Annotated in this window: 20 protein-coding genes; 17 read left to right on the top strand and 3 right to left on the bottom strand. The window is 70.2% G+C overall.

What is annotated here, in order from left to right:
• Window positions 1-30 precede the first annotated feature (30 nt).
• Entirely contained in the window at window positions 31-2,229 is a 2,199-nt protein-coding gene (locus IE97_RS0122925; protein WP_030243714.1) for an elongation factor G-like protein EF-G2, read from the bottom strand.
• A gap of 217 nt (window positions 2,230-2,446) precedes the next feature.
• Here IE97_RS0122925 and pgsA point away from each other — a divergent pair, with 217 nt between their 5' ends.
• The 4 genes from pgsA to IE97_RS0122905 all read left to right on the top strand — a co-directional run bounded on the left by pgsA (window position 2,447) and on the right by IE97_RS0122905 (window position 5,897).
• A complete protein-coding gene (pgsA, locus tag IE97_RS0122920; protein WP_030243711.1) occupies window positions 2,447-3,202 on the top strand; it encodes a phosphatidylinositol phosphate synthase in 756 nt (251 codons plus the stop codon).
• Window positions 3,199-4,107, top strand: coding sequence for a phosphatidylinositol mannoside acyltransferase (locus IE97_RS0122915; RefSeq protein WP_030243708.1), 909 nt, complete (start codon window positions 3,199-3,201; stop codon window positions 4,105-4,107). The genes pgsA and IE97_RS0122915 overlap by 4 nt, the downstream gene beginning before the upstream one ends.
• Window positions 4,104-5,267 (top strand): glycosyltransferase family 4 protein, encoded by a 1,164-nt coding sequence (locus tag IE97_RS0122910; RefSeq protein WP_030243705.1) that lies wholly within the window; start codon window positions 4,104-4,106, stop codon window positions 5,265-5,267. Before IE97_RS0122915 ends, IE97_RS0122910 begins: the two co-directional genes overlap by 4 nt.
• Window positions 5,268-5,354: 87 nt before the next feature.
• Window positions 5,355-5,897: a membrane protein gene (locus tag IE97_RS0122905; protein WP_030243701.1), complete on the top strand. Its 543-nt coding sequence runs from the start codon at window positions 5,355-5,357 to the stop codon at window positions 5,895-5,897.
• A gap of 116 nt (window positions 5,898-6,013) precedes the next feature.
• On the opposite strand, the gene IE97_RS0122900 is transcribed toward IE97_RS0122905, so the two are convergent.
• Window positions 6,014-6,319 carry a hypothetical protein gene (locus IE97_RS0122900; RefSeq protein WP_234310816.1) on the bottom strand — a complete coding sequence of 102 codons (306 nt, stop codon included), beginning with the start codon at window positions 6,317-6,319 and terminating at the stop codon, window positions 6,014-6,016.
• Window positions 6,320-6,506: 187 nt separating this feature from the next.
• Between IE97_RS0122900 and IE97_RS0122895 the strand changes: the two genes are divergently transcribed.
• The 13 genes from IE97_RS0122895 to relA all read left to right on the top strand — a co-directional run bounded on the left by IE97_RS0122895 (window position 6,507) and on the right by relA (window position 19,476).
• A complete protein-coding gene (locus IE97_RS0122895) occupies window positions 6,507-6,797 on the top strand; it encodes a hypothetical protein (protein ID WP_030243695.1) in 291 nt (96 codons plus the stop codon).
• Window positions 6,798-7,056: 259 nt separating this feature from the next.
• Complete coding sequence (pdxS, locus tag IE97_RS0122890) at window positions 7,057-7,962, top strand: pyridoxal 5'-phosphate synthase lyase subunit PdxS (RefSeq protein WP_030243693.1); 906 nt, start codon at window positions 7,057-7,059, stop codon at window positions 7,960-7,962.
• A gap of 14 nt (window positions 7,963-7,976) precedes the next feature.
• On the top strand, window positions 7,977-8,582 hold the full coding sequence (gene pdxT / locus IE97_RS0122885; RefSeq protein ID WP_030243690.1) for a pyridoxal 5'-phosphate synthase glutaminase subunit PdxT: 606 nt from the start codon (window positions 7,977-7,979) through the stop codon (window positions 8,580-8,582).
• Between the two features lie 51 nt (window positions 8,583-8,633).
• Entirely contained in the window at window positions 8,634-9,386 is a 753-nt protein-coding gene (locus IE97_RS0122880; RefSeq protein WP_030243687.1) for a YebC/PmpR family DNA-binding transcriptional regulator, read from the top strand.
• Window positions 9,387-9,603: 217 nt separating this feature from the next.
• Window positions 9,604-10,143, top strand: a complete 540-nt coding sequence (gene ruvC / locus IE97_RS0122875; RefSeq protein ID WP_030243685.1) for a crossover junction endodeoxyribonuclease RuvC — start codon at window positions 9,604-9,606, stop codon at window positions 10,141-10,143.
• Complete coding sequence (ruvA, locus tag IE97_RS0122870) at window positions 10,140-10,745, top strand: Holliday junction branch migration protein RuvA (RefSeq protein WP_030243683.1); 606 nt, start codon at window positions 10,140-10,142, stop codon at window positions 10,743-10,745. The genes ruvC and ruvA overlap by 4 nt, the downstream gene beginning before the upstream one ends.
• Before the next feature lie 25 nt (window positions 10,746-10,770).
• Complete coding sequence (gene ruvB / locus IE97_RS0122865; RefSeq protein ID WP_030243681.1) at window positions 10,771-11,865, top strand: Holliday junction branch migration DNA helicase RuvB; 1,095 nt, start codon at window positions 10,771-10,773, stop codon at window positions 11,863-11,865.
• Window positions 11,866-12,049: 184 nt separating this feature from the next.
• Complete coding sequence (gene yajC / locus IE97_RS0122860; protein WP_030243679.1) at window positions 12,050-12,547, top strand: preprotein translocase subunit YajC; 498 nt, start codon at window positions 12,050-12,052, stop codon at window positions 12,545-12,547.
• A gap of 131 nt (window positions 12,548-12,678) precedes the next feature.
• A complete protein-coding gene (gene secD / locus IE97_RS0122855) occupies window positions 12,679-14,430 on the top strand; it encodes a protein translocase subunit SecD (RefSeq protein WP_030243676.1) in 1,752 nt (583 codons plus the stop codon).
• Window position 14,431: 1 nt separating this feature from the next.
• Window positions 14,432-15,541, top strand: a complete 1,110-nt coding sequence (gene secF, locus IE97_RS0122850; RefSeq protein WP_030243674.1) for a protein translocase subunit SecF — start codon at window positions 14,432-14,434, stop codon at window positions 15,539-15,541.
• Complete coding sequence (locus IE97_RS0122845) at window positions 15,538-16,077, top strand: adenine phosphoribosyltransferase (protein WP_030243672.1); 540 nt, start codon at window positions 15,538-15,540, stop codon at window positions 16,075-16,077. The genes secF and IE97_RS0122845 overlap by 4 nt, the downstream gene beginning before the upstream one ends.
• 235 nt (window positions 16,078-16,312) lie before the next feature.
• Entirely contained in the window at window positions 16,313-16,720 is a 408-nt protein-coding gene (locus IE97_RS0122840; protein WP_158708325.1) for a hypothetical protein, read from the top strand.
• Window positions 16,721-16,959: 239 nt separating this feature from the next.
• Window positions 16,960-19,476 carry a GTP pyrophosphokinase gene (gene relA, locus IE97_RS0122835; RefSeq protein ID WP_030243668.1) on the top strand — a complete coding sequence of 839 codons (2,517 nt, stop codon included), beginning with the start codon at window positions 16,960-16,962 and terminating at the stop codon, window positions 19,474-19,476.
• Window positions 19,477-19,553: 77 nt separating this feature from the next.
• On the opposite strand, the gene IE97_RS0122830 is transcribed toward relA, so the two are convergent.
• Entirely contained in the window at window positions 19,554-20,783 is a 1,230-nt protein-coding gene (locus IE97_RS0122830; RefSeq protein WP_030243665.1) for a DUF349 domain-containing protein, read from the bottom strand.
• Between the last annotated feature and the right edge of the window lie 97 nt (window positions 20,784-20,880).

Genomic DNA, 20,880 nt, shown 5'->3' with positions numbered 1-20,880 from the left:
AGGGGGGAACTTGGTGGCGCCGGGCGCCAATTACGAGGCCGCGCGCGCCTCCTCGCGCACCCTTTCCGCGACCTGCGGCGGCATCGGCTCGTGCCGCGCGTAGCGGCGGCTGAAACGGGCCGTGCCGTGCGCCATCGACCGCAGGTCGATCGCATAGCGGCCGATCTCGATCTCGGGCACCTCGGCCCGGATCAGGGTGCGGCCGCCGGGCGTCTGTTCGGTGCCGAGCACCCGGCCGCGGCGCCCCGACAGATCGCTCATCACGGCACCCACGAACTCGTCGCCGATCAGTACCGACACCTCGGCCACCGGCTCCAGCAGATGGATCTTCGCGTCCGCCGCGGCCTCCCGCAGCGCGAGCGCGCCGGCCGTCTGGAACGCGGCGTCGGAGGAGTCCACCGAGTGCGCCTTGCCGTCGAGCAGCGTCACACGTACGTCGATGAGCGGATGCCCGGCGGCGACTCCCTTGGCGGCCTGGGCCCGTACGCCCTTCTCCACCGACGGGATGAACTGCCGCGGCACCGCGCCGCCGACGACCTTGTCCACGAACTCGATGCCCGAACCACCGGGCAGCGGCTCGACCTCGATCTCGCAGATGGCGAACTGGCCGTGCCCGCCGGACTGTTTGACGTGCCGGCCGCGCCCGGCCGACTTGCTCGCGAACGTCTCACGCAGGGAGACCCGGTGCGGGACGACATCGACCTGGACGCCGTACCGGCTGCGCAGCCGCTCCAGGGCGACGTCCGCGTGCGCCTCGCCCAGGCACCACAGGACCACCTGATGCGTGTCCTGGTTCTGTTCGAGCCGCATCGTCGGGTCCTCGGCCACCAGCCGGGCCAGGCCCTGGGAGAGCCGGTCCTCGTCCGGTTTGCTGTGTGCCTGGATGGCCAGCGGCAGCAGCGGGTCGGGCATCTGCCAGGGCTCCATGAGCAGCGGGTCGTCCTTGGCGGACAGGGTGTCCCCGGTCTCGGCGCGGCTCAGTTTGGCCACGCACGCGAGGTCGCCCGCGATGACGTGCGACACCGGGCGCTGCTGTTTGCCGAACGGCGTGGACAGGGCGCCGATCCGCTCGTCGACGTCGTGGTCCTCGTGCCCGCGGTCGGCCAGGCCGTGCCCGGAGACGTGGACCGTCTGGTCGGCGCGCAGAGTGCCGGAGAAAACGCGGATCAGGGACAGCCGGCCGACGTACGGGTCCGAGGACGTCTTCACGACCTCGGCGACCAGCGGGGCGTCGGGGTCGCACGGCTTGAGCTCCCTCGGCTTGCCGTCGATGGTGGTGACCCGCACCGTCTCGTGCTCCAGCGGGGTCGGGAAACCCCGCGTGATCAGCTCCAGCAGTTCCACCGTGCCGAGCCCCTGCCGGGAGCCCTCGGCCGCGGGGGCGGCGGCCAGGACGGGGAAGAACGCCCCGCGTGCGACGGCGCGCTCCAGGTCGTCGATCAGCGTCTTGACGTCGACCGGCTCCCCGCCCAGGTAGCGGTCCATGAGGGTCTCGTCCTCACTCTCCGAGATGATCCCCTCGATGAGCCGGTTGCGGGCCTCCTCGATCACCGGCAGCTGGTCCTCGCCCGGCTCGGACTCCTTGCGCTCGCCCGTCGAGTAGTCGAACAGCTTCTGCGACAGCAGGCCGATCAGGCCGGTCACCGGCGCGTGCCCGTCCGGGGCCTGGGGGCCGTGCAGGGGCAGGTAGAGCGGCAGGACCGCGTCGGGGTCGTCCGCGCCGAAGGCCTCGGCGCACACCCGTGTCATCTCCTCGAAGTCCGCGCGTGCCGCTTCGAGGTGCGTGACGACGATGGCCCGTGGCATGCCCACGGCCGCGCACTCCTCCCACACCATGCGGGTGGAGCCGTCCACGCCGTCCGAGGCCGAGACGACGAAGAGGGCAGCGTCCGCCGCCCGCAGACCGGCCCTGAGCTCCCCTACGAAGTCGGCGTAGCCGGGGGTGTCGAGAAGGTTGACCTTGATGCCGTCCCATTCGACGGGCACCAGGGAGAGCTGCACCGAGCGTTGCTGCCGGTGCTCGATCTCGTCGTAGTCGGAGACGGTGCCGCCGTCCTCCACGCGGCCCGCCCGGTTCACCGCCCCCGCCGTCAGCGCGAGGGCTTCCACCAGCGTGGTCTTGCCCGATCCGGAGTGGCCGACCAGCACCACATTCCGTACGGACTGGGGGTGGTCGGCCGCCTGTGCCCTGCCGGCGGCTCCGGGGTGTGTCTGTGCCTTGTCGCCCATGGTCCTGCCTCCCGTGCACGGTGAGGTCACTGTGGGCGCGGACACGCGGGATCCGCGTGCGGTGCGGCTCCGGCGACGCCCGCGGTCATTCGACCTTCCCACTCCCGTCACGGTGCGTCCATACGAACGACGTGATCGCCCCTCCCGGCAGCCGCTTGACGGTTCAACCGAAGGGGTCAGGGTGCCCACCCCTCGCCCGCACTCGCGCGTGGCTACGATGGGCCAGCCGGTGGCCAGCAGGGGCCAGACGGCGACACCGACCCTCGGGAAGGCCATGCTGAACAAGTACGCGCGTGCATTCTTCACGCGTGTCCTCACACCGTTCGCCGCGTTTCTGATCCGGCGTGGCGTCAGCCCCGACACCGTCACGCTCATCGGCACCGCCGGTGTGGTCGCGGGTGCGCTGGTCTTCTACCCCAGGGGCGAGTTCTTCTGGGGCACGGTCGTGATCACGCTGTTCGTGTTCTCCGACCTCGTCGACGGCAACATGGCCCGCCAGCTGGGCCGCTCCAGCCGCTGGGGCGCCTTCCTGGACTCCACGCTCGACCGGGTCGCCGACGGCGCGATCTTCGGCGGCTTCATCCTCTGGTACGCGGGCGGGGGCGACGACCTCGTCCTGTGTGCCGTCTCGATCTTCTGCCTGGCCAGCGGGCAGGTGGTGTCGTACACCAAGGCCCGCGGCGAGTCGATCGGCCTGCCGGTCGCCGTCAACGGGCTCGTGGAGCGTGCTGAGCGGCTGGTGATCTCCCTGGTCGCGGCGGGTCTCGCGGGCCTGCACGCGTTCGGTGTGCCCGGTATCCAGTACCTGCTGCCCGTCGCCCTGTGGATCGTCGCCGTGGGCAGCCTCGTCACGCTGATCCAGCGGGTCGTCACGGTCCGCCGGGAGTCCGCCGAGGCCGAGGCCGCCGAGGCGGCGCAGGACAATGAAGGCAAGCAGCACAACGCCTCTCACGGGAGCGAGGCGGCCACGTGAGCGCCCAGGACCGGCTGACGGACGCGCTGTACGGCCTCGGCTGGAGCACGGTCAAGAAGCTCCCCGAGCCGGTCGCCGTCCGGCTCGGACGGACCATCGCCGACCTCGCCTGGAAACAGCGCGGCAAGGGCGTGCAGCGTCTGGAGAGCAACTACGCGCGCGTGGTGCCCGGCGCGGGCCCCGAGCGCCTCGCCGATCTCTCCCGCGCGGGCATGCGGTCCTACCTGCGCTACTGGATGGAGTCCTTCCGGCTCCCCACGTGGAGCAAGGAGCGCATCGAGGACGGCTTCGACGGCAAGGACCTGCACTACCTCACCGAGGGCCTGGCCGCCGGCAACGGCGTCATACTCGCCCTGCCGCACCTCGCCAACTGGGATCTGGCCGGCGCCTGGGTCACCACCAAGCTGGGCATCCCCTTCACCACGGTCGCCGAGCGCCTCAAGCCGGAGACGCTGTACGACCGGTTCGTCGCCTACCGCGAGGGCCTCGGCATGGAGGTCCTGCCGCACAACGGAGACACCGCCTTCGGCACCCTGGCCCGGCGGCTGCGCGACGGCGGCCTGGTCTGCCTGGTCGCCGACCGCGACCTGTCCGCCTCCGGCGTCGAGGTCGACTTCTTCGGCGACACGGCCCGGATGCCGGCCGGACCGGCCCTGCTCGCCCAGCAGACGGGCGCCCTGCTGCTGCCCGTCACGCTCTGGTACGACGAGTCGCCCGTGATGCGGGGCCGCGTCCACCCGCCGGTGGAGGTGCCCGAGTCGGGCACGCGCGCCGAGAAGACGTCCGTCATGACACAGGCGCTGGCCGACGCCTTCGCCACCGGGATCGCCGACCATCCCGAGGACTGGCACATGCTGCAGCGCCTGTGGCTGGCGGACCTCGACCCTGCGAAGGGAACCTCGTGAGAATCGGCATCGTCTGCCCGTACTCCTGGGACGTACCGGGCGGCGTCCAGTTCCACATCCGTGACCTGGCCGAGTACTTCATCCGGCTCGGGCACGAGGTGTCCGTCCTGGCCCCGGCCGATGACGACACCCCGCTCCCGCCGTATGTCGTCTCCGCCGGACGCGCCGTGCCGGTGCCGTACAACGGCTCGGTGGCCCGGCTGAACTTCGGCTTCCTGAGCGCCGCCCGGGTGCGCCGCTGGCTGCACGACGGCGCGTTCGACGTCATCCACATCCACGAGCCGACCTCGCCGTCGCTGGGTCTGCTGACCTGCTGGGCCGCCCAGGGCCCGATCGTGGCGACGTTCCACACCTCCAACCCGCGCTCCCGGGCCATGATCGCCGCGTACGCGATCCTCCAGGCCGCCCTGGAGAAGATCAGCGCGCGGATCGCGGTGAGCGAGTACGCCCGCCGCACCCTCGTGGAGCACCTCGGCGGTGACGCGGTGGTGATCCCCAACGGCGTCGACGTCGACTTCTTCGCCAAGGCCGAGCCCAAGGCCGAATGGCAGGGTGACACGATCGGCTTCATCGGCCGCATCGACGAACCCCGAAAGGGTCTGCCGGTGCTGATGAAGGCCCTGCCCAAGATCCTCGCCGCCCGCCCACAGACCCGCCTGCTGGTCGCCGGCCGCGGCGACGAGGAGGAGGCCGTGGAGACGCTCCCGGCCGAGCTGCGCTCCCGCGTCGAGTTCCTCGGCATGGTCAGCGACGAGGACAAGGCCCGCTTCCTGCGTAGCGTCGACCTCTACGTGGCGCCCAACACCGGCGGCGAGAGCTTCGGCATCATCCTGGTCGAGGCCATGTCCGCCGGAGCGCCCGTCCTCGCCTCCGACCTGGACGCCTTCGCACAGGTCCTGGACCGGGGCGAGGCCGGCGAACTGTTCCCCAACGAGGACGCCGACGCCCTGGCCGACGCGGCCGTACGCCTCCTGGACGACCCGGCCCGCCGCGCGGAGCTGCGCGAGCGGGGCAGCGCCCACGTACGCCGCTTCGACTGGTCGACCGTCGGCGCGGACATCCTGTCGGTGTACGAGACGGTGACCGCGGGGGCGGCGGCGGTCGCCGAGGACGAGCGGACGACGGGGCTCTGGGGCCGACTGGGGCTGGCCCGGGACTGACACCGGGCCGCGGGGGCATTTCCAGCCGGTGCGCGGGACGGGGTGGGGCGCACGGACGGACCGGCCCTGGCGCTAGCCTTGCCGCCCGTGACCACCACTCTCATCTGGATCGCCGTGGCCCTGGTGGCGATCGGGCTCTACCTGAGCTGGACCGCCGGGCGCCTCGACCGCCTCCACGCCCGGATCGACGCCGCCCGGGCCGCCCTGGACGCGCAACTGCTGCGCCGGGCCTCGGTGGCACAGGAACTGGCCACCTCCGGGGTGCTCGACCCGGCCGCCTCGATCGTGCTCTACGAGGCCGCCCACGCCGCCCGGCAGGCCGAGGAGGAACAGCGGGAGGTCGCCGAGAGCGAGCTGAGCCAGGCCCTGCGCGCCGTGTTCGCCGAGCCCGCGCAGGTGGAGGCCGTACGCGAGGCGCCCGGGGGCGAGGAGGCGGCCCGGGAGCTCACCGAGGCCGTCCGCCGGGTCCCGATGGCCCGGCGCTTCCACAACGACGCCGTACGGGCGGCCAGGGCCCTGCGCCGGCACCGCAAGGTGCGCTGGTTCCGCCTGGCCGGCCACGCGCCTTTCCCTCTGGCCTTCGAAATGGACGACGAGCCTCCGGCGGCATTGGTGGAGCGGGCCGCCTAGTACTCCAGCCGTAGATCGTGATCTCGAGGGTGAGGGGCGCCGAGGAGACAGGTGGCCAGCGTCGATCGTCTGGACGAGATCGACCCCGCCATCGGGGGCGTCCGTTCCGTCTCGGCCTACGCGAGTCCGCCGAGACGGAGGGCGTCCCTTGTCTCGCTGAGCTTCGCGGTCGTCGCCGGGGTCCACTCCTTCTCCTGTTCACCGAGTCGGAGGGCATCCTCGATCTCGCTGAGCTTCGCTGAGGACAGGGCGCCCGCCCGCTCGATCAGGTCGTCCCGGGACACGGTGGTCAGCCACGTGCAAGGGGTAAAGCCTGGACGCGGGAACGCGAACCGCAGCACGCCTTCAAAGGGCAGTCCTTCCATGGCGCCTACTACCACTTCGACGCCCAGACCGCTGATGTCGGACCAGGGGGGAGCCACGCGAACGGTGGTTCGGCCTACCGTGAGAAGAGCGTCTGCCTCGACCCCAAGAAGAAGTTCGCAAGTCCTCCAGGGACAGCGGAGAGCGGGAAACCCACTGCGTCACCATCGTGGTGAGCGTGTACGGGGATCTGCTGACGATGTACCCGATTCCTCCGACACCCTGAAACGAGAGAGGAGAGCCGGCATGGGTCTGGGCATGCGGAGACTGAACCGCGCGCAGGATGTCGTCGAGGAGTTCGGTGACGATGTGGAGGATTCGTTCCTCGCCTTGTGCGCGCGAGCGCCGGAGAGCAGCCTGCGGCGGGGCATCTCGCCGTACGACCTCACGATGTTCAACACCCCCCAGCTGGAGCGCCTTGTGGTGGAGCTGGAAGAGCTGCGAGAGGAGGAGAAGACCCCGGTGGTGAGGCGTGTCATCGAGGAGGCTCACCAAGCGATCCGCCGCTCGGGCTACCTGATCTTCATTGGCGATTAGTCGTGCGTGCGGTCCGGCAACTTGCGGTCGGACCCTCCGTCGTTTCCTGGTGCCGGGCTGGGGACGGGCTTCGGATCCACGTCCGACGGGGCCTTCCGAGCGCGCAAGGCCCGAGGACCACGCCGAGGTGACCGACCCTTGGTGAACGGCCGCTCGCCGAAAAGAATCCACCGGCTTCCTATTGGCCCTTGATGTGGCCTGTTCCCCTCACGTTTCCTCGGTGCTTGCAGTAACCCCCTTTCACTCAGCGAGGTCACCCGTGTCCATCTCCGAGAACCAGGCCCCCGAGACCGGCACCGCCCGTGTGAAGCGCGGCATGGCCGAGCAGCTCAAGGGCGGCGTCATCATGGACGTCGTCACGCCGGAGCAGGCGAAGATCGCCGAGGACGCGGGAGCCGTCGCGGTCATGGCCCTGGAGCGGGTCCCGGCCGACATCCGCAAGGACGGCGGCGTGGCCCGCATGTCCGACCCGGACATGATCGAGGGCATCATCGAGGCCGTCTCCATCCCGGTGATGGCCAAGTCCCGCATCGGCCACTTCGTCGAGGCCCAGGTGCTGCAGTCCCTCGGCGTCGACTACATCGACGAGTCCGAGGTCCTGACCCCGGCCGACGAGGTCAACCACTCCGACAAGTGGGCCTTCACCACGCCGTTCGTCTGCGGTGCCACCAACCTGGGCGAGGCCCTGCGCCGCATCGCCGAGGGCGCCGCGATGATCCGTTCCAAGGGCGAGGCCGGCACCGGCAACGTCGTCGAGGCCGTCCGCCACCTGCGCCAGATCAAGAACGAGATCGCCAAGCTGCGTGGCTTCGACAACCACGAGCTGTACGCCGCCGCCAAGGAGCTGCGGGCCCCGTACGAGCTGGTCAAGGAGGTCGCCGAGCTCGGCAAGCTCCCCGTCGTGCTGTTCTCCGCCGGTGGCGTCGCCACCCCCGCCGACGCCGCGCTCATGCGCCAGCTCGGCGCCGAGGGCGTCTTCGTCGGGTCCGGCATCTTCAAGTCCGGGGACCCGGCCAAGCGGGCCGCCGCCATCGTCAAGGCGACCACCTTCTACGACGACCCGAAGATCATCGCGGACGCGTCCCGCAACCTCGGCGAGGCCATGGTCGGCATCAACTGCGACACCCTGCCCGAGGCCGAGCGCTACGCCAACCGCGGCTGGTAAGGCACATCAGAGACATGACCGAAGCACCTGTGATCGGCGTCCTGGCCCTCCAGGGCGACGTACGGGAGCACCTCGTCGCCCTGGCCGCGGCCGACGCCGTGGCCAGGCCGGTGCGGCGCCCCGAAGAACTCGCCGAGGTGGACGGCCTCGTCATCCCCGGCGGCGAGTCCACCACCATCTCCAAGCTGGCCGTGCTGTTCGGGGTGATGGAGCCCCTCCGCGCGCGAGTGCGCGACGGGCTGCCCGTCTACGGCACCTGCGCCGGCATGATCATGCTCGCCGACAAGATCCTCGATCCCCGCTCGGGACAGGAGACCATCGGCGGCATCGACATGATCGTGCGCCGCAACGCCTTCGGCCGGCAGAACGAGTCCTTCGAGGCGGCAGTACAGGTCAAGGGCGTCGAGGGCGACCCCGTGGAGGGCGTCTTCATCCGCGCCCCCTGGGTCGAGTCCGTCGGCGCCGGGGCCGAGGTGCTCGCCGAGCACGACGGCCACATCGTCGCCGTCCGCCAGGGCAACGCGCTGGCGACGTCGTTCCACCCGGAACTGACCGGCGACCACCGCCTGCACGCCCTGTTCGCCGAGATGGTGCGCGAGAACCGGGCAGCCGACTCCTAGTAGGATTCCTGCGTTCGTTGCTGAGATGGGTTACGCGAAGGAGACAGGCAGATGTCCGGCCACTCTAAATGGGCCACGACGAAGCACAAGAAGGCCGTCATCGATGCCAAGCGCGGCAAGCTCTTCGCGAAGCTGATCAAGAACATCGAGGTGGCGGCCCGGATGGGTGGCGCCGACCCCGAGGGCAACCCGACGCTGTACGACGCCATCCAGAAGGCGAAGAAGTCGTCGGTCCCCAACAAGAACATCGACTCCGCGGTCAAGCGCGGCGCGGGCCTGGAGGCCGGCGGCGCCGACTACGAGACGATCATGTACGAGGGCTATGGCCCGAACGGCGTCGCGGTGCTCATCGAGTGCCTCACCGACAACCGCAACCGCGCCGCCTCCGAGGTTCGCGTCGCCATGACCCGCAACGGCGGCTCCATGGCCGACCCGGGCTCGGTGTCGTACCTCTTCAACCGCAAGGGCGTCGTCATCGTCCCCAAGGGCGAGCTGACCGAGGACGACGTGCTGACCGCCGTGCTCGACGCGGGCGCCGAGGAGGTCAACGACCTCGGTGAGAGCTTCGAGGTCCTCAGCGAGGCCACCGACCTGGTCGCGGTCCGCACCGCACTGCAGGACGCCGGCATCGACTACGACTCAGCCGACGCCAACTTCGTCCCGACCATGCAGGTCGAGCTGGACGAGGAGGGCGCCAAGAAGATCTTCAAGCTGATCGACGCGCTGGAGGACAGCGACGACGTGCAGAACGTCTTCGCCAACTTCGACGTCAGCGACGAGGTCATGGAGAAGGTCGGCGCGTAACGCTGCCGCGAATGCCGCGAATGCCGCGAATGCCGCGATCTCGGCGGGCCGGAGGACACAAGTCTTCCGGCCCGCTGTCGTTGTCGGTGGCAGCGGATAGCCTGGCTTGGTCAAGATCACCGTCCACGGACCGCGACCATCAATTGAGGAACCACGACGGTGCTCAGCCAGGTCCGCGAGAGCGGCGGCGGGTTAGCCGCAGAAAGGGGAGGGGCGCGTGCGCGTGCTGGGGGTGGACCCGGGGCTCACCCGGTGTGGTGTCGGCGTGGTCGAGGGCGTCGCCGGACGGCCGCTCACCATGGTCGGCGTCGGCGTCGTCCGGACGCCCGCGGACGCCGACCTCGGCCACCGCCTGGTCGCCATCGAGCAGGGCATCGAGCAGTGGCTGGACGAGCACCGGCCGGAGTTCGTGGCCGTCGAGCGCGTCTTCAGCCAGCACAACGTCCGTACGGTGATGGGCACCGCCCAGGCCAGCGCCGTCGCCATGCTCTGCGCCGCCCGTCGCGGGATCCCCGTCGCCCTGCACACCCCGAGCGAGGTCAAGGCCGCCGTCACCGGCAGTGGCCGGGCCGACAAGGCCCAGGTGGGTGCCATGGTGACCCGGCTGCTGCGGCTCAGCGCACCGCCCAAGCCCGCCGACGCGGCCGACGCCCTCGCCCTCGCCATCTGTCACATCTGGCGCGCCCCCGCGCAGAACCGACTCCAGCAGGCCGTCGCCCTGCGCACCGCCACAGCACCGAAAGGCCGAACGGCATGATCGCCTTCGTCAGCGGCACGGTCGCCGCGCTCGCCCCCGACGCCGCGGTCGTCGAGGTCGGCGGCGTCGGCATGGCCGTGCAGTGCACGCCGAACACGCTGTCCACGCTCCGTACGGGCCGGCCCGCCAAGCTGCACACCTCCCTCGTCGTACGCGAGGACTCGCTCACCCTGTACGGTTTCGCGGACGACGACGAGCGGCAGGTCTTCGAGCTGCTCCAGACCGCGAGCGGCGTCGGCCCGAGGCTCGCCCAGGCCATGCTGGCCGTGCACGCGCCGGACGCCCTGCGCAGGGCCGTCGCCACCGCCGACGAGAAGGCCCTCACCGCCGTCCCCGGCATCGGCAAGAAGGGCGCGCAGAAGCTGCTCCTGGAGCTGAAGGACCGGCTCGGTGAGCCGGTCGGCGCGCCCGCCGTCGGCGCACCCGTCAGCACCGGCTGGCGCGACCAGCTGCACGCCGCCCTGATCGGCCTCGGGTACGCGACCCGGGAGGCCGACGAGGCGGTGACCGCCGTGGCCCCGCAGGCCGAGGCCGCCGAGGGCACGCCCCAGGTGGGACAGCTGCTGAAGGCGGCCCTGCAGACCCTGAACCGCGCCCGCTGATCCACGACTTGCTGAGGCACTGCATATGAACTGGGACGACACGACCGACACACCCGGCGGCGAGCGGCTCGTCGGCCCCGCCGCGGAGCGGCTGGTGGGCTCGGTCGCCGACGGCGAGGACCAGGCCGTCGAGGCCGCCCTGCGCCCCAAGGACCTGGACGAGTTCATCGGCCAGGAGAAGGTCCGCGAACAGCTCGACCTCGTTCTGCGCGCCGCACGTGCGCGTGGCGCCACCGCGGACCACGTGCTGCTCTCCGGCGCCCCCGGCCTCGGCAAGACCACCCTGTCGATGATCATCGCGGCCGAGATGGGCGCCCCCATCCGCATCACCTCCGGCCCCGCCATCCAGCACGCCGGCGACCTCGCCGCGATCCTCTCCTCCCTCCAGGAGGGCGAGGTCCTCTTCCTCGACGAGATCCACCGCATGTCCCGGCCTGCCGAGGAGATGCTGTACATGGCGATGGAGGACTTCCGCGTCGACGTCATCGTCGGCAAGGGCCCCGGAGCCACCGCCATCCCGCTGGAGCTGCCCCCGTTCACCCTGGTCGGTGCCACCACCCGCGCGGGCCTGCTGCCGCCCCCGCTGCGCGACCGCTTCGGCTTCACCGCTCACATGGAGTTCTACGAACCGGCCGAACTGGAGCGGGTCATCCACCGCTCGGCGAACCTCCTCGAGGTCGAGGTCGAGCCGGACGGCGCCGCAGAGATCGCCGGCCGCTCCCGCGGCACGCCCCGCATCGCCAACCGGCTGCTGCGCCGCGTCCGGGACTACGCGCAGGTCAAGGCCGACGGGCTGATCACCAAGGACATCGCGGCGGCCGCCCTCGCCGTCTACGAGGTGGACGAGCGCGGCCTCGACCGCCTCGACCGGGGCGTGCTCGAAGCCCTGCTCAAGCTGTTCGGCGGAGGCCCGGTCGGCCTGTCCACGCTCGCTGTCGCGGTGGGGGAGGAGCGTGAGACCGTGGAAGAGGTCGCCGAGCCCTTCCTGGTGCGGGAGGGACTGCTCGCCCGCACCCCGCGAGGCCGGGTTGCCACCCCCGCCGCATGGGCGCATCTCGGCCTCACCCCGCCGCGCTCCCAGACCGGGGGAAACGGACAACAGGACCTGTTCGGGGCGTGACGGCGCCGTCACACGTCCGGACGGCGAGGTCAGTGGCCGGAGCAGGAACCCCGGTGCCATGCTGGGCGTTGTTCCATGCGCGCGGACTCGCTTAGACTCCGCCGATGCCGCCTTTGTCGGCGGCGTACAGACCCCCAACCAGCTGGCCGCTCACAGCGCGGTCGTGTGAAGGAAGTACCGACCCGTGAGTCTCCTGACCCTCCTCCCGTTCATCGTGCTCATCGGGGCCATGTTCCTGATGACCCGGTCGGCCAAGAAGAAGCAGCAGCAGGCCGTGGAGATGCGGAACCAAATGCAGCCCGGCAGCGGTGTCCGCACCATCGGGGGCATGTACGCCACGGTCAAGGAGGTGAACGAGGACACCGTCCTCGTCGACGCCGGACCGGGCGTCGAGCTCCTCTTCGCCAAGAACGCCATCGGTGCCGTCCTCACCGACGACGAGTACAACCGCATCGTCCACGGCATCGAGCACGACCTGAAGTCCGACGCCGACCTCGTCCCGGACGACGCCTCCTCCCTCACCGAGACCGGCGACTCCGCCGCCGACGCCACCGCTGACGACAAGGCCGTCGACCTCGGCAAGAAGGACGCCGGCGACGAGCCCGCCGACGACTCCCCGGCCGGCGAGGCGAAGACGGACGAAGAGCCGAAGAAGACCGACGGCGACTCCGACGCGAAGTAGTCGTGTCCCGGGGTGCGCGGGCCAGTCCCGCGCACCCCGGGACACGCCCAGCTCGCACGGAATCCCGACCTTAGTCATGGCCGCCCGTCCGCCGATCCGGAGCGCGGCGGCCCGAGAGGGAGTACGAGAAGGTGGCCACACCTAAAAAGGGCCGGAACGCGAGCGCCCAGAGCAAGCCGGGGCGCTCGCTGGTCCTGATCCTGATCGCCATCGCGGCGCTCACCGGTGGAATGTTCGCCTCGGGGCACACGAAGCCCCGTCTCGGCATCGACCTGGCCGGCGGTACCAGCATCACGCTCCGCGCGGTCGCCGAGCCCGGCCAGGAAAACGCCATCAACAAGACCAACATGGACACCGCGGTCGAGATCATGGAACGCCGTGTCAATGGTCTGGGCGTCTCGGAGTCCGAGGTACAGACCCAGGGCAACAAGAACATCATCGTCAACATCCCCAAGGGCACCAACTCCAAGGAAGCCCGGGATCAGGTCGGCACCACCGCCAAGCTCTACTTCCGCCCGGTCCTGCAGCGCGAGGCCGCCCCCGGCGAGGCTGCGCCCACCCCGAGCGCGAGCTCCGGTGGGAGCGCCTCCCCGAGCGCGTCCGGCTCCGAAAAGGCCAAGGACTCCGCGACGTCCGGCTCCCCGAGCCCGTCGGCCTCCGCCACCTCTCAGGGCCGTGCCGTGACCGACGCGCTGAAGGCGGACGCCACACCGTCCGCCGACGACAGCCCCAAGGCCTCCGGCAGCCCCTCGCCGTCGAGCACCACCGGCTCCCCGTCCGGCGGGCTGGAGAAGGAGTACGCGGCCCTCGACTGCTCCGACCCGAAGCAGCGTGCCACCGCGGGCAAGGCGGCCAAGAACGACCAGCCCACCGTCGCCTGCGGGCAGGACGGCACGGCATGGAGCAAGTTCCTTCTCGGCCCGGTCGCCGTCGACGGCACCGAGATCAAGAAGGCCCAGGCGAGCCTCAACACCCAGGGTGCCGGGGGCTGGCAGGTCGACATGACCTTCAACTCCGCGGGCACCAAGAAGTTCGCCGACATCACCGGCAAGCTCGCGCAGCAGACCACCCCGCAGAACGAGTTCGCGATCGTTCTGGACGACGAGGTCGTCTCCCACCCGTTCGTCCAGACCGCCATCGGCGGCGGCAACGCGCAGATCTCCGGCAGCTTCACCCAGGAGGAGGCCAAGAGTCTCGCCAACATGCTGTCGTACGGAGCCCTGCCGCTGTCCTTCGAGGAGGACAGCGTCACCACGGTGACCGCCGCGCTCGGCGGCGAGCAGCTGGAGGCCGGTCTCATCGCCGGCGCCATCGGCCTCGCGCTGGTCGTCATCTACCTGCTGGTCTACTACCGCGGCCTGTCGTTCATCGCGATCCTCTCGCTGCTGGTATCGGCCGCGCTGACCTACACGATCATGTCGCTGCTCGGCCCCACCATCGGCTTCGCGCTGAACCTGCCGGCCGTCTGCGGCGCCATCGTCGCCATCGGCATCACGGCGGACTCGTTCATCGTCTACTTCGAACGCGTCCGTGACGAGATCCGCGAGGGCCGCTCGCTGCGCCCCGCCGTCGAGCGGGCCTGGCCGCGCGCCCGGCGCACCATCCTGGTCTCCGACTTCGTCTCGTTCCTGGCCGCCGCCGTGCTCTTCATCGTCACCGTCGGCAAGGTCCAGGGCTTCGCGTTCACGCTCGGTCTGACCACCCTGCTCGACGTGGTCGTGGTGTTCTTCTTCACCAAGCCGCTGCTGACGCTCATGGCCCGCCGCCCGTTCTTCGCGAACGGCCACAAGTGGTCCGGCCTCGACCCGAAGAGCCTGGGTGTCCAGCCGCCGCTGCGCCGCACCCGCCGTCCTGCCGTCCCCGTCGACCCCAAGGAGGCCTGAGATGTCGAAACTCGGCAACCTCGGCGCCCGACTGCACCGTGGCGAGGTCGGCTACGACTTCGTCAAGAACCGCAAGCTCTGGTACGGCCTGTCGATCCTGATCACCATCACGGCCATCGTCGGCCTGGCGGTCCGGGGCCTGCACATGGGCATCGAGTTCCAGGGCGGCGCCGTCTTCACCACCCCGAAGAACACCAGCGCCTCGGTGTCCCAGGCGGAGGGGTACGCGGAGGAGGCCTCCGGCCACGACGCGATCGTCCAGAAGCTCGGCGACGGCAGCATGCGCATCCAGGTCGCCGGCATCGACACCGGCGCCGCCGACAAGATCAAGGACCAGCTGTCCGACGACCTCAAGGTCGAGGCGGAGCAGATCAACGCCGAACTGGTCGGCCCGAGCTGGGGTGACCAGATCGCCAACAAGGCCTGGCAGGGCCTCGGCATCTTCATGGTGCTCGTGGTGATCTACCTCGCGATCGCCTTCGAGTGGCGCATGGCTCTCGCGGCGTTCGTCGCACTGATCCACGACATCACCATCACGGTCGGTATCTACGCCCTCGTCGGCTTCGAGGTCACACCGGGCACGGTGATCGGTCTGCTGACCATCCTCGGCTACTCGCTCTACGACACGGTCGTGGTGTTCGACAGCCTCAAGGAACAGACCAAGGACATCACCAAACAGACCCGCTGGACCTACAGCGACATCGCCAACCGCTCGATCAACAGCACCCTGGTCCGCTCCGTCAACACCACGGTGGTCGCGCTGCTGCCGGTCGCGGGCCTGCTGTTCATCGGTGGCGGTGTGCTCGGCGCCGGCATGCTGAACGACATCTCGCTGTCGCTGTTCGTCGGTCTCGCGGCCGGTGCGTACTCCTCGATCTTCATCGCCACGCCGCTGGTCGCCGACCTCAAGGAGCGCGAGCCGCAGATGAAGGCCCTGAAGAAGCGAGTCCTGGCCAAGCGGGCCCAGTCCGGCGACAAGGGCGAGACCGAGGTGCACGACGAGTCGTACGCCGGTGAGCCCGAGGATGCCGCGCCCGCCGTCGTCGGCCCCCGCAACCAGCCGGCGTCCCGCACCCGCGGACGCGGCCGTCCCTCGGGGAAGCGCCGGTGACCGACATCAAGGAACTGCTGCTCAGCCGCATCCGGGACGTGGCCGACTACCCGGAGCCGGGTGTGATGTTCAAGGACATCACCCCGCTGCTCGCGGACCCGGCGGCGTTCACCGCGCTCACCGACGCCCTGTCGGAGATCGCCGAGCGCACCGGCGCCACCAAGGTCGTCGGTCTGGAGGCCCGCGGCTTCATCCTGGGCGCTCCGGTCGCCGTCCGCGCCGGCCTCGGCTTCATCCCGGTGCGCAAGGCGGGCAAGCTCCCCGGAGCCACCCTCGCCCAGGCCTATGACCTCGAGTACGGCTCGGCGGAGATCGAGGTGCACGCCGAGGACCTGGCCGCCGGCGACCGCGTCCTGATCGTCGACGACGTCCTTGCCACCGGCGGCACCGTCGAGGCGTCCCTCCAGCTCATCCGTCGAGCTGGAGCGGAGGTCAGCGGTGTCGCGATCCTCATGGAACTCGGTTTCCTCCACGGCAGGCAGCGGCTCGAGCCCGCGCTGGCAGGCGCACCATTGGAGACGTTGATCACCGTCTGAGATGGCCGAGATCGTGAGGGCGGGTGCCCCGGAACTCCCGGGGCACCCGCCCTCACGTTTGCGCACATTGCTGGAGCGAGCCGCCACACCCTCGCTTGATCCATTAGCTCAGATGTTGCTCAAGATCCTTGTAGGGCGCCAAAAGGGGTTGGAATGATCGATTCCGACCACCCCGCTCGCCTGACCGACCCACTTGTGGGTGCGAGCGGGAACAAGGAAACGGAGGATTCGAGTGTTGATCTCACGCAAGATCGCCACGGGGGCGGTCACGCTGGTGTCCGCGGCAGCGATCACCGCGGCGGCGGCGCCCGTGAACGCCGCTCCGGCGAGCATCTCGTCGCCCGCTGGTGCGAGCTGCTCGAGCTCGTGGAAGAACGCGGGCTCTGTCCCCGGCCGCTGGAGCAAGGTCAAGGACTCCGACTGCAGCATCATCGGCCGCGACGGTCTGAAGGTCGGCTACCAGTGGGCAGTCGAGCGCGGCGGCCGTATCTGCGTCAAGGTCAAGGGCTCCGACGCGCGAGGCCAGGTGAAGTGGTACGACGCCGGCTGCGGCAAGAAGGGCTCCGTCAAGGTGCACTGGGGGAACGTCGCCGACATCAAGGAGATGAAGGTCAAGGGCGCGGCCCTCTTCAAGTGGCGCTGACCGCTCCGCGGACGTCCGCGAGCGACGGCCGGCGAGATCTGAGGTTCGAGCTGCCCGGCAGTAGCGCGCTGACGACGTAGGGTGCCGGAGGCGGGGCCGGAGGAATCCGGCACCCGCCTCCGGCGTTTGCCGGTTAGACGGCTCTCACATTGGCCTGAAGGCGATCCCGGAGCTCAGGATCGCTACCATGGGGTCTCCGGAGCCTGACCGGGGACCCGGATCGCGCACGAGGAGCCCTCTTGCCAGACGAGGCCCAGCACCTGACCGCCGCCAAGCCCGAGTCCGCCTCGGCAGCCGCGGCCAAGCCCGCGCCGAACACGCCGCACGCGAAGAACGACTCCCGCGGGCCGGTCGAGCACGCCCAGTCGGCGCCGGTCGACAAGCCCGCCGAGCAGTCGCGCCCCAAGCCCGCTCCGCCCGCCGTGCGCCAGAGCGCGGGCCAGCCCGCCCGCACCGGCTCCTCCAACCGCGTCCGCGCCCGTCTGGCCCGGCTCGGCGTGCAGCGCGCGAACCCTTACAACCCGGTGCTGGAGCCGCTGCTGCGCATAGTGCGCGGCAACGACCCGAAGATCGAGACGGCGACGCTCCGCCAGATCGAGCGGGCCTACCAGGTCGCCGAGCGCTGGCACCGCGGTCAGAAGCGCAAGAGCGGCGACCCGTACATCACGCACCCCCTCGCCGTCACCACCATCCTCGCCGAGCTGGGCATGGATCCCGCCACGCTGATGGCGGGCCTGCTGCACGACACCGTCGAGGACACCGAGTACGGCCTGGACGACCTGCGCCGCGACTTCGGCGACGTCGTCACCCTGCTCGTCGACGGTGTCACCAAGCTCGACAAGGTCAAGTTCGGCGAGGCCGCCCAGGCCGAGACCGTGCGCAAGATGGTCGTCGCCATGGCGAAGGACCCGCGCGTCCTGGTCATCAAGCTCGCCGACCGCCTGCACAACATGCGCACCATGCGCTACCTCAAGCGCGAGAAGCAGGAGAAGAAGGCGCGCGAGACCCTCGAGATCTACGCGCCGCTCGCCCACCGCCTGGGCATGAACACCATCAAGTGGGAGCTGGAGGACCTCGCCTTCGCGATCCTCTACCCCAAGATGTACGACGAGATCGTCCGGCTGGTGGCCGAGCGGGCACCGAAGCGTGACGAGTACCTGGCCATCGTCACCGACGAGGTCCAGCAGGACCTGCGGGCGGCCCGCATCAAGGCGACCGTCACCGGCCGCCCCAAGCACTACTACAGCGTCTACCAGAAGATGATCGTCCGCGGCCGGGACTTCGCGGAGATCTACGACCTGGTGGGCATCCGCGTCCTCGTGGACACCGTCCGCGACTGCTACGCGGCCCTCGGCACGGTGCACGCGCGATGGAACCCGGTCCCCGGCCGGTTCAAGGACTACATCGCGATGCCCAAGTTCAACATGTACCAGTCGCTGCACACGACGGTCATCGGCCCCGGCGGCAAGCCGGTCGAGCTGCAGATCCGCACGTTCGACATGCACCGCCGCGCCGAGTACGGCATCGCCGCGCACTGGAAGTACAAGCAGGAAGCCGTCGCCGGCGCCTCCAAGGTCCGCACCGACGCCCCCAAGTCCTCCGGCAAGGACAAGGACGCCATCAACGACATGGCGTGGCTGCGGCAGCTCCTCGACTGGCAGAAGGAGACCGAGGACCCCGGCGAGTTCCTGGAATCGCTGCGCTTCGACCTCTCCCGCAACGAGGTCTTCGTCTTCACCCCCAAGGGCGACGTCATAGCGCTCCCGGCCAGTGCCACCCCGGTGGACTTCGCCTACGCGGTCCACACCGAGGTCGGCCACCGCACGATAGGCGCCCGGGTCAACGGCCGGCTGGTCCCGCTGGAGTCCACCCTCGACAACGGCGACCTGGTCGAGGTCTTCACCTCCAAGGCACCCGGCGCCGGCCCCTCCCGCGACTGGCTCGGCTTCGTCAAGTCGCCGCGGGCCCGCAACAAGATCCGGGCCTGGTTCTCCAAGGAACGCCGCGACGAGGCGATCGAGCAGGGCAAGGACGCCATCGTCCGCGCGATGCGCAAGCAGAACCTGCCGATCCAGCGCATCCTGACCGGTGACTCGCTGGTGACCCTCGCGCACGAGATGCGCTACGCGGACATCTCCGCGCTGTACGCGGCGATCGGTGAGGGCCACGTCTCCGCGCAGAACATCGTGCAGAAGCTGGTCCAGGCCCTCGGCGGTGAGGAGGCCGCCACCGAGGAGATCGACGAGTCGGTCCCGCCGGCCCGCGGCCGCAGCCGCAAGCGCCGCTCCAGCGCCGACCCGGGCGTCGTCGTCAAGGGCGTCGAGGACGTGTGGGTCAAGCTGGCCCGCTGCTGTACGCCCGTCCCGGGCGACCCCATCATCGGCTTCGTCACCCGCGGCAGTGGCGTATCGGTTCACCGCAGCGACTGCGTCAACGTCGACTCACTCTCCCGTGAGCCGGAGCGCATCCTCGACGTCGAGTGGGCGCCCACCCAGTCCTCGGTCTTCCTGGTGGCCATCCAGGTCGAGGCACTGGACCGCTCCCGCCTGCTCTCCGACGTCACGCGGGTGCTGTCCGACCAGCACGTCAACATCCTCTCCGCGGCCGTCCAGACCTCCCGCGACCGCGTGGCCACCTCCCGGTTCACCTTCGAGATGGGCGACCCGAAGCATCTCGGCCATGTGCTGAAGGCGGTCCGGGGCGTGGAGGGCGTCTACGACGTGTACCGGGTGACCTCGGCGCGCAGCAGGTCGTAACCGGCCGTAGCGCGCGAAGGGGGCTCCCGTACGACACGTACGGGAGCCCCCTTCGCATGTCCTCCTGTGCCGACTGATCAGCCCCCGAACTCCTGCAGACCCTTCAGCGCCTGGTCCAGCAGCGCCTGCCGGCCCTCGAGCTCACGCTGGAGCTTGTCGGCCTTGGCGTTGTTGCCCTGCGCCCGGGCCTGCTCGATCTGGCCCCTCAGCTTGTCCACGGCGGCCTGCAGCTGGCCGGTCAGACCCTCGGCACGCGCACGTGCCTCCGGGTTGGTCCGCCGCCACTCGGCCTCCTCCGCCTCCTGGATGGCCCGCTCGACGGCGTGCATACGGCCCTCGACCTTCGGCCGGGCGTCGCGCGGCACGTGACCGATGGCCTCCCAGCGCTCGTTCACGTTCCGGAACGCGGCCCGGGCCGCCTTCAGGTCCGTGATCGGCAGAAGCTTCTCGGCCTCCTCGGCCAGCTCCTCCTTGAGCTTGAGGTTCTCCGCCTGCTCGGCGTCCCGCTCGGCGAAGACCGAGCTGCGGGCCGCGAAGAAGATGTCCTGGGCGCCGCGGAAGCGGTTCCACAGATCATCCTCGTGCTCGCGCTGGGCACGGCCGGCGGCCTTCCACTCGGCCATCAGCTCGCGGTAGCGCGCGGCCGTCGCACCCCAGTCCGTCGAGTTCGACAGCGCCTCGGCCTCGGAGACCAGCCGCTCCTTGGTCCGCCTCGCCTCCTCGCGCTGCGCGTCCAGCTGCGCGAAGTGCTGCTTGCGCCGCTTGGAGAACGCCGACCGGGCGTGCGAGAACCGGTGCCACAGCTCGTCGTCGGACTTGCGGTCCAGCCGCGGCAGACCCTTCCAGGTGTCCACCAGGGCTCGCAGCCGCTCACCGGCCGCCCGCCACTGGTCGGACCGCGACAGCTCCTCGGCCTCGGCGACCAGCGCCTCCTTGGCCTTGCGCGCCTCGTCGGACTGCTTCGCCCGCTGCGCCTTGCGCTCCTCACGGCGCGCTTCCACCAGCTCCACGAGTTTGTCCAGCCGGACCCGCAGCGCGTCCAGATCGCCCACCACATGGTGCGCGTCGACCTGCTCGCGAATGTGGTCGATCGCGGCCTGGGCGTCCTTCGCGGACAGGTCGGTGGTCTTCACTCGCTTCTCGAGGAGGCCGATCTCGACAACCAGGCCCTCGTACTTGCGCTCGAAATAGGCCAGCGCCTCCTCGGGGGAGCCTGCCTGCCAGGAACCGACGACCTGCTCGCCGTCGGCCGTACGCACGTACACGGTCCCCGTCTCGTCGACGCGGCCCCACGGGTCGCTGCTCACAGCGCCTCCTCCACATGATGCCTGCGAGGGGCCTGTGGCACCCCCGGGCATCGTCCACAGTTTCGTCACGGCCAACATAGGCGACCGGCGGGGGGCG

The organism is Streptomyces sp. NRRL S-455, assembly GCF_000717875.1.
Taxonomy (GTDB): Bacteria; Actinomycetota; Actinomycetes; order Streptomycetales; family Streptomycetaceae; genus Streptomyces.
Note: the sequence above shows the minus strand (reverse complement) of the source record. Positions and strands in the feature narration are given on the sequence as shown.

Coding starts and splice junctions, on each gene's coding strand:
- IE97_RS0122925 (WP_030243714.1), bottom strand. CDS start 2,229: ATGGGCGACAAGGCACAGACACACCCCGGAGCCGCCGGCAGGGCACAG.
- pgsA (WP_030243711.1), top strand. CDS start 2,447: ATGGGCCAGCCGGTGGCCAGCAGGGGCCAGACGGCGACACCGACCCTC.
- IE97_RS0122895 (WP_030243695.1), top strand. CDS start 6,507: ATGGGTCTGGGCATGCGGAGACTGAACCGCGCGCAGGATGTCGTCGAG.
- pdxT (WP_030243690.1), top strand. CDS start 7,977: ATGACCGAAGCACCTGTGATCGGCGTCCTGGCCCTCCAGGGCGACGTA.
- IE97_RS0122880 (WP_030243687.1), top strand. CDS start 8,634: ATGTCCGGCCACTCTAAATGGGCCACGACGAAGCACAAGAAGGCCGTC.
- ruvA (WP_030243683.1), top strand. CDS start 10,140: ATGATCGCCTTCGTCAGCGGCACGGTCGCCGCGCTCGCCCCCGACGCC.
- ruvB (WP_030243681.1), top strand. CDS start 10,771: ATGAACTGGGACGACACGACCGACACACCCGGCGGCGAGCGGCTCGTC.
- secF (WP_030243674.1), top strand. CDS start 14,432: ATGTCGAAACTCGGCAACCTCGGCGCCCGACTGCACCGTGGCGAGGTC.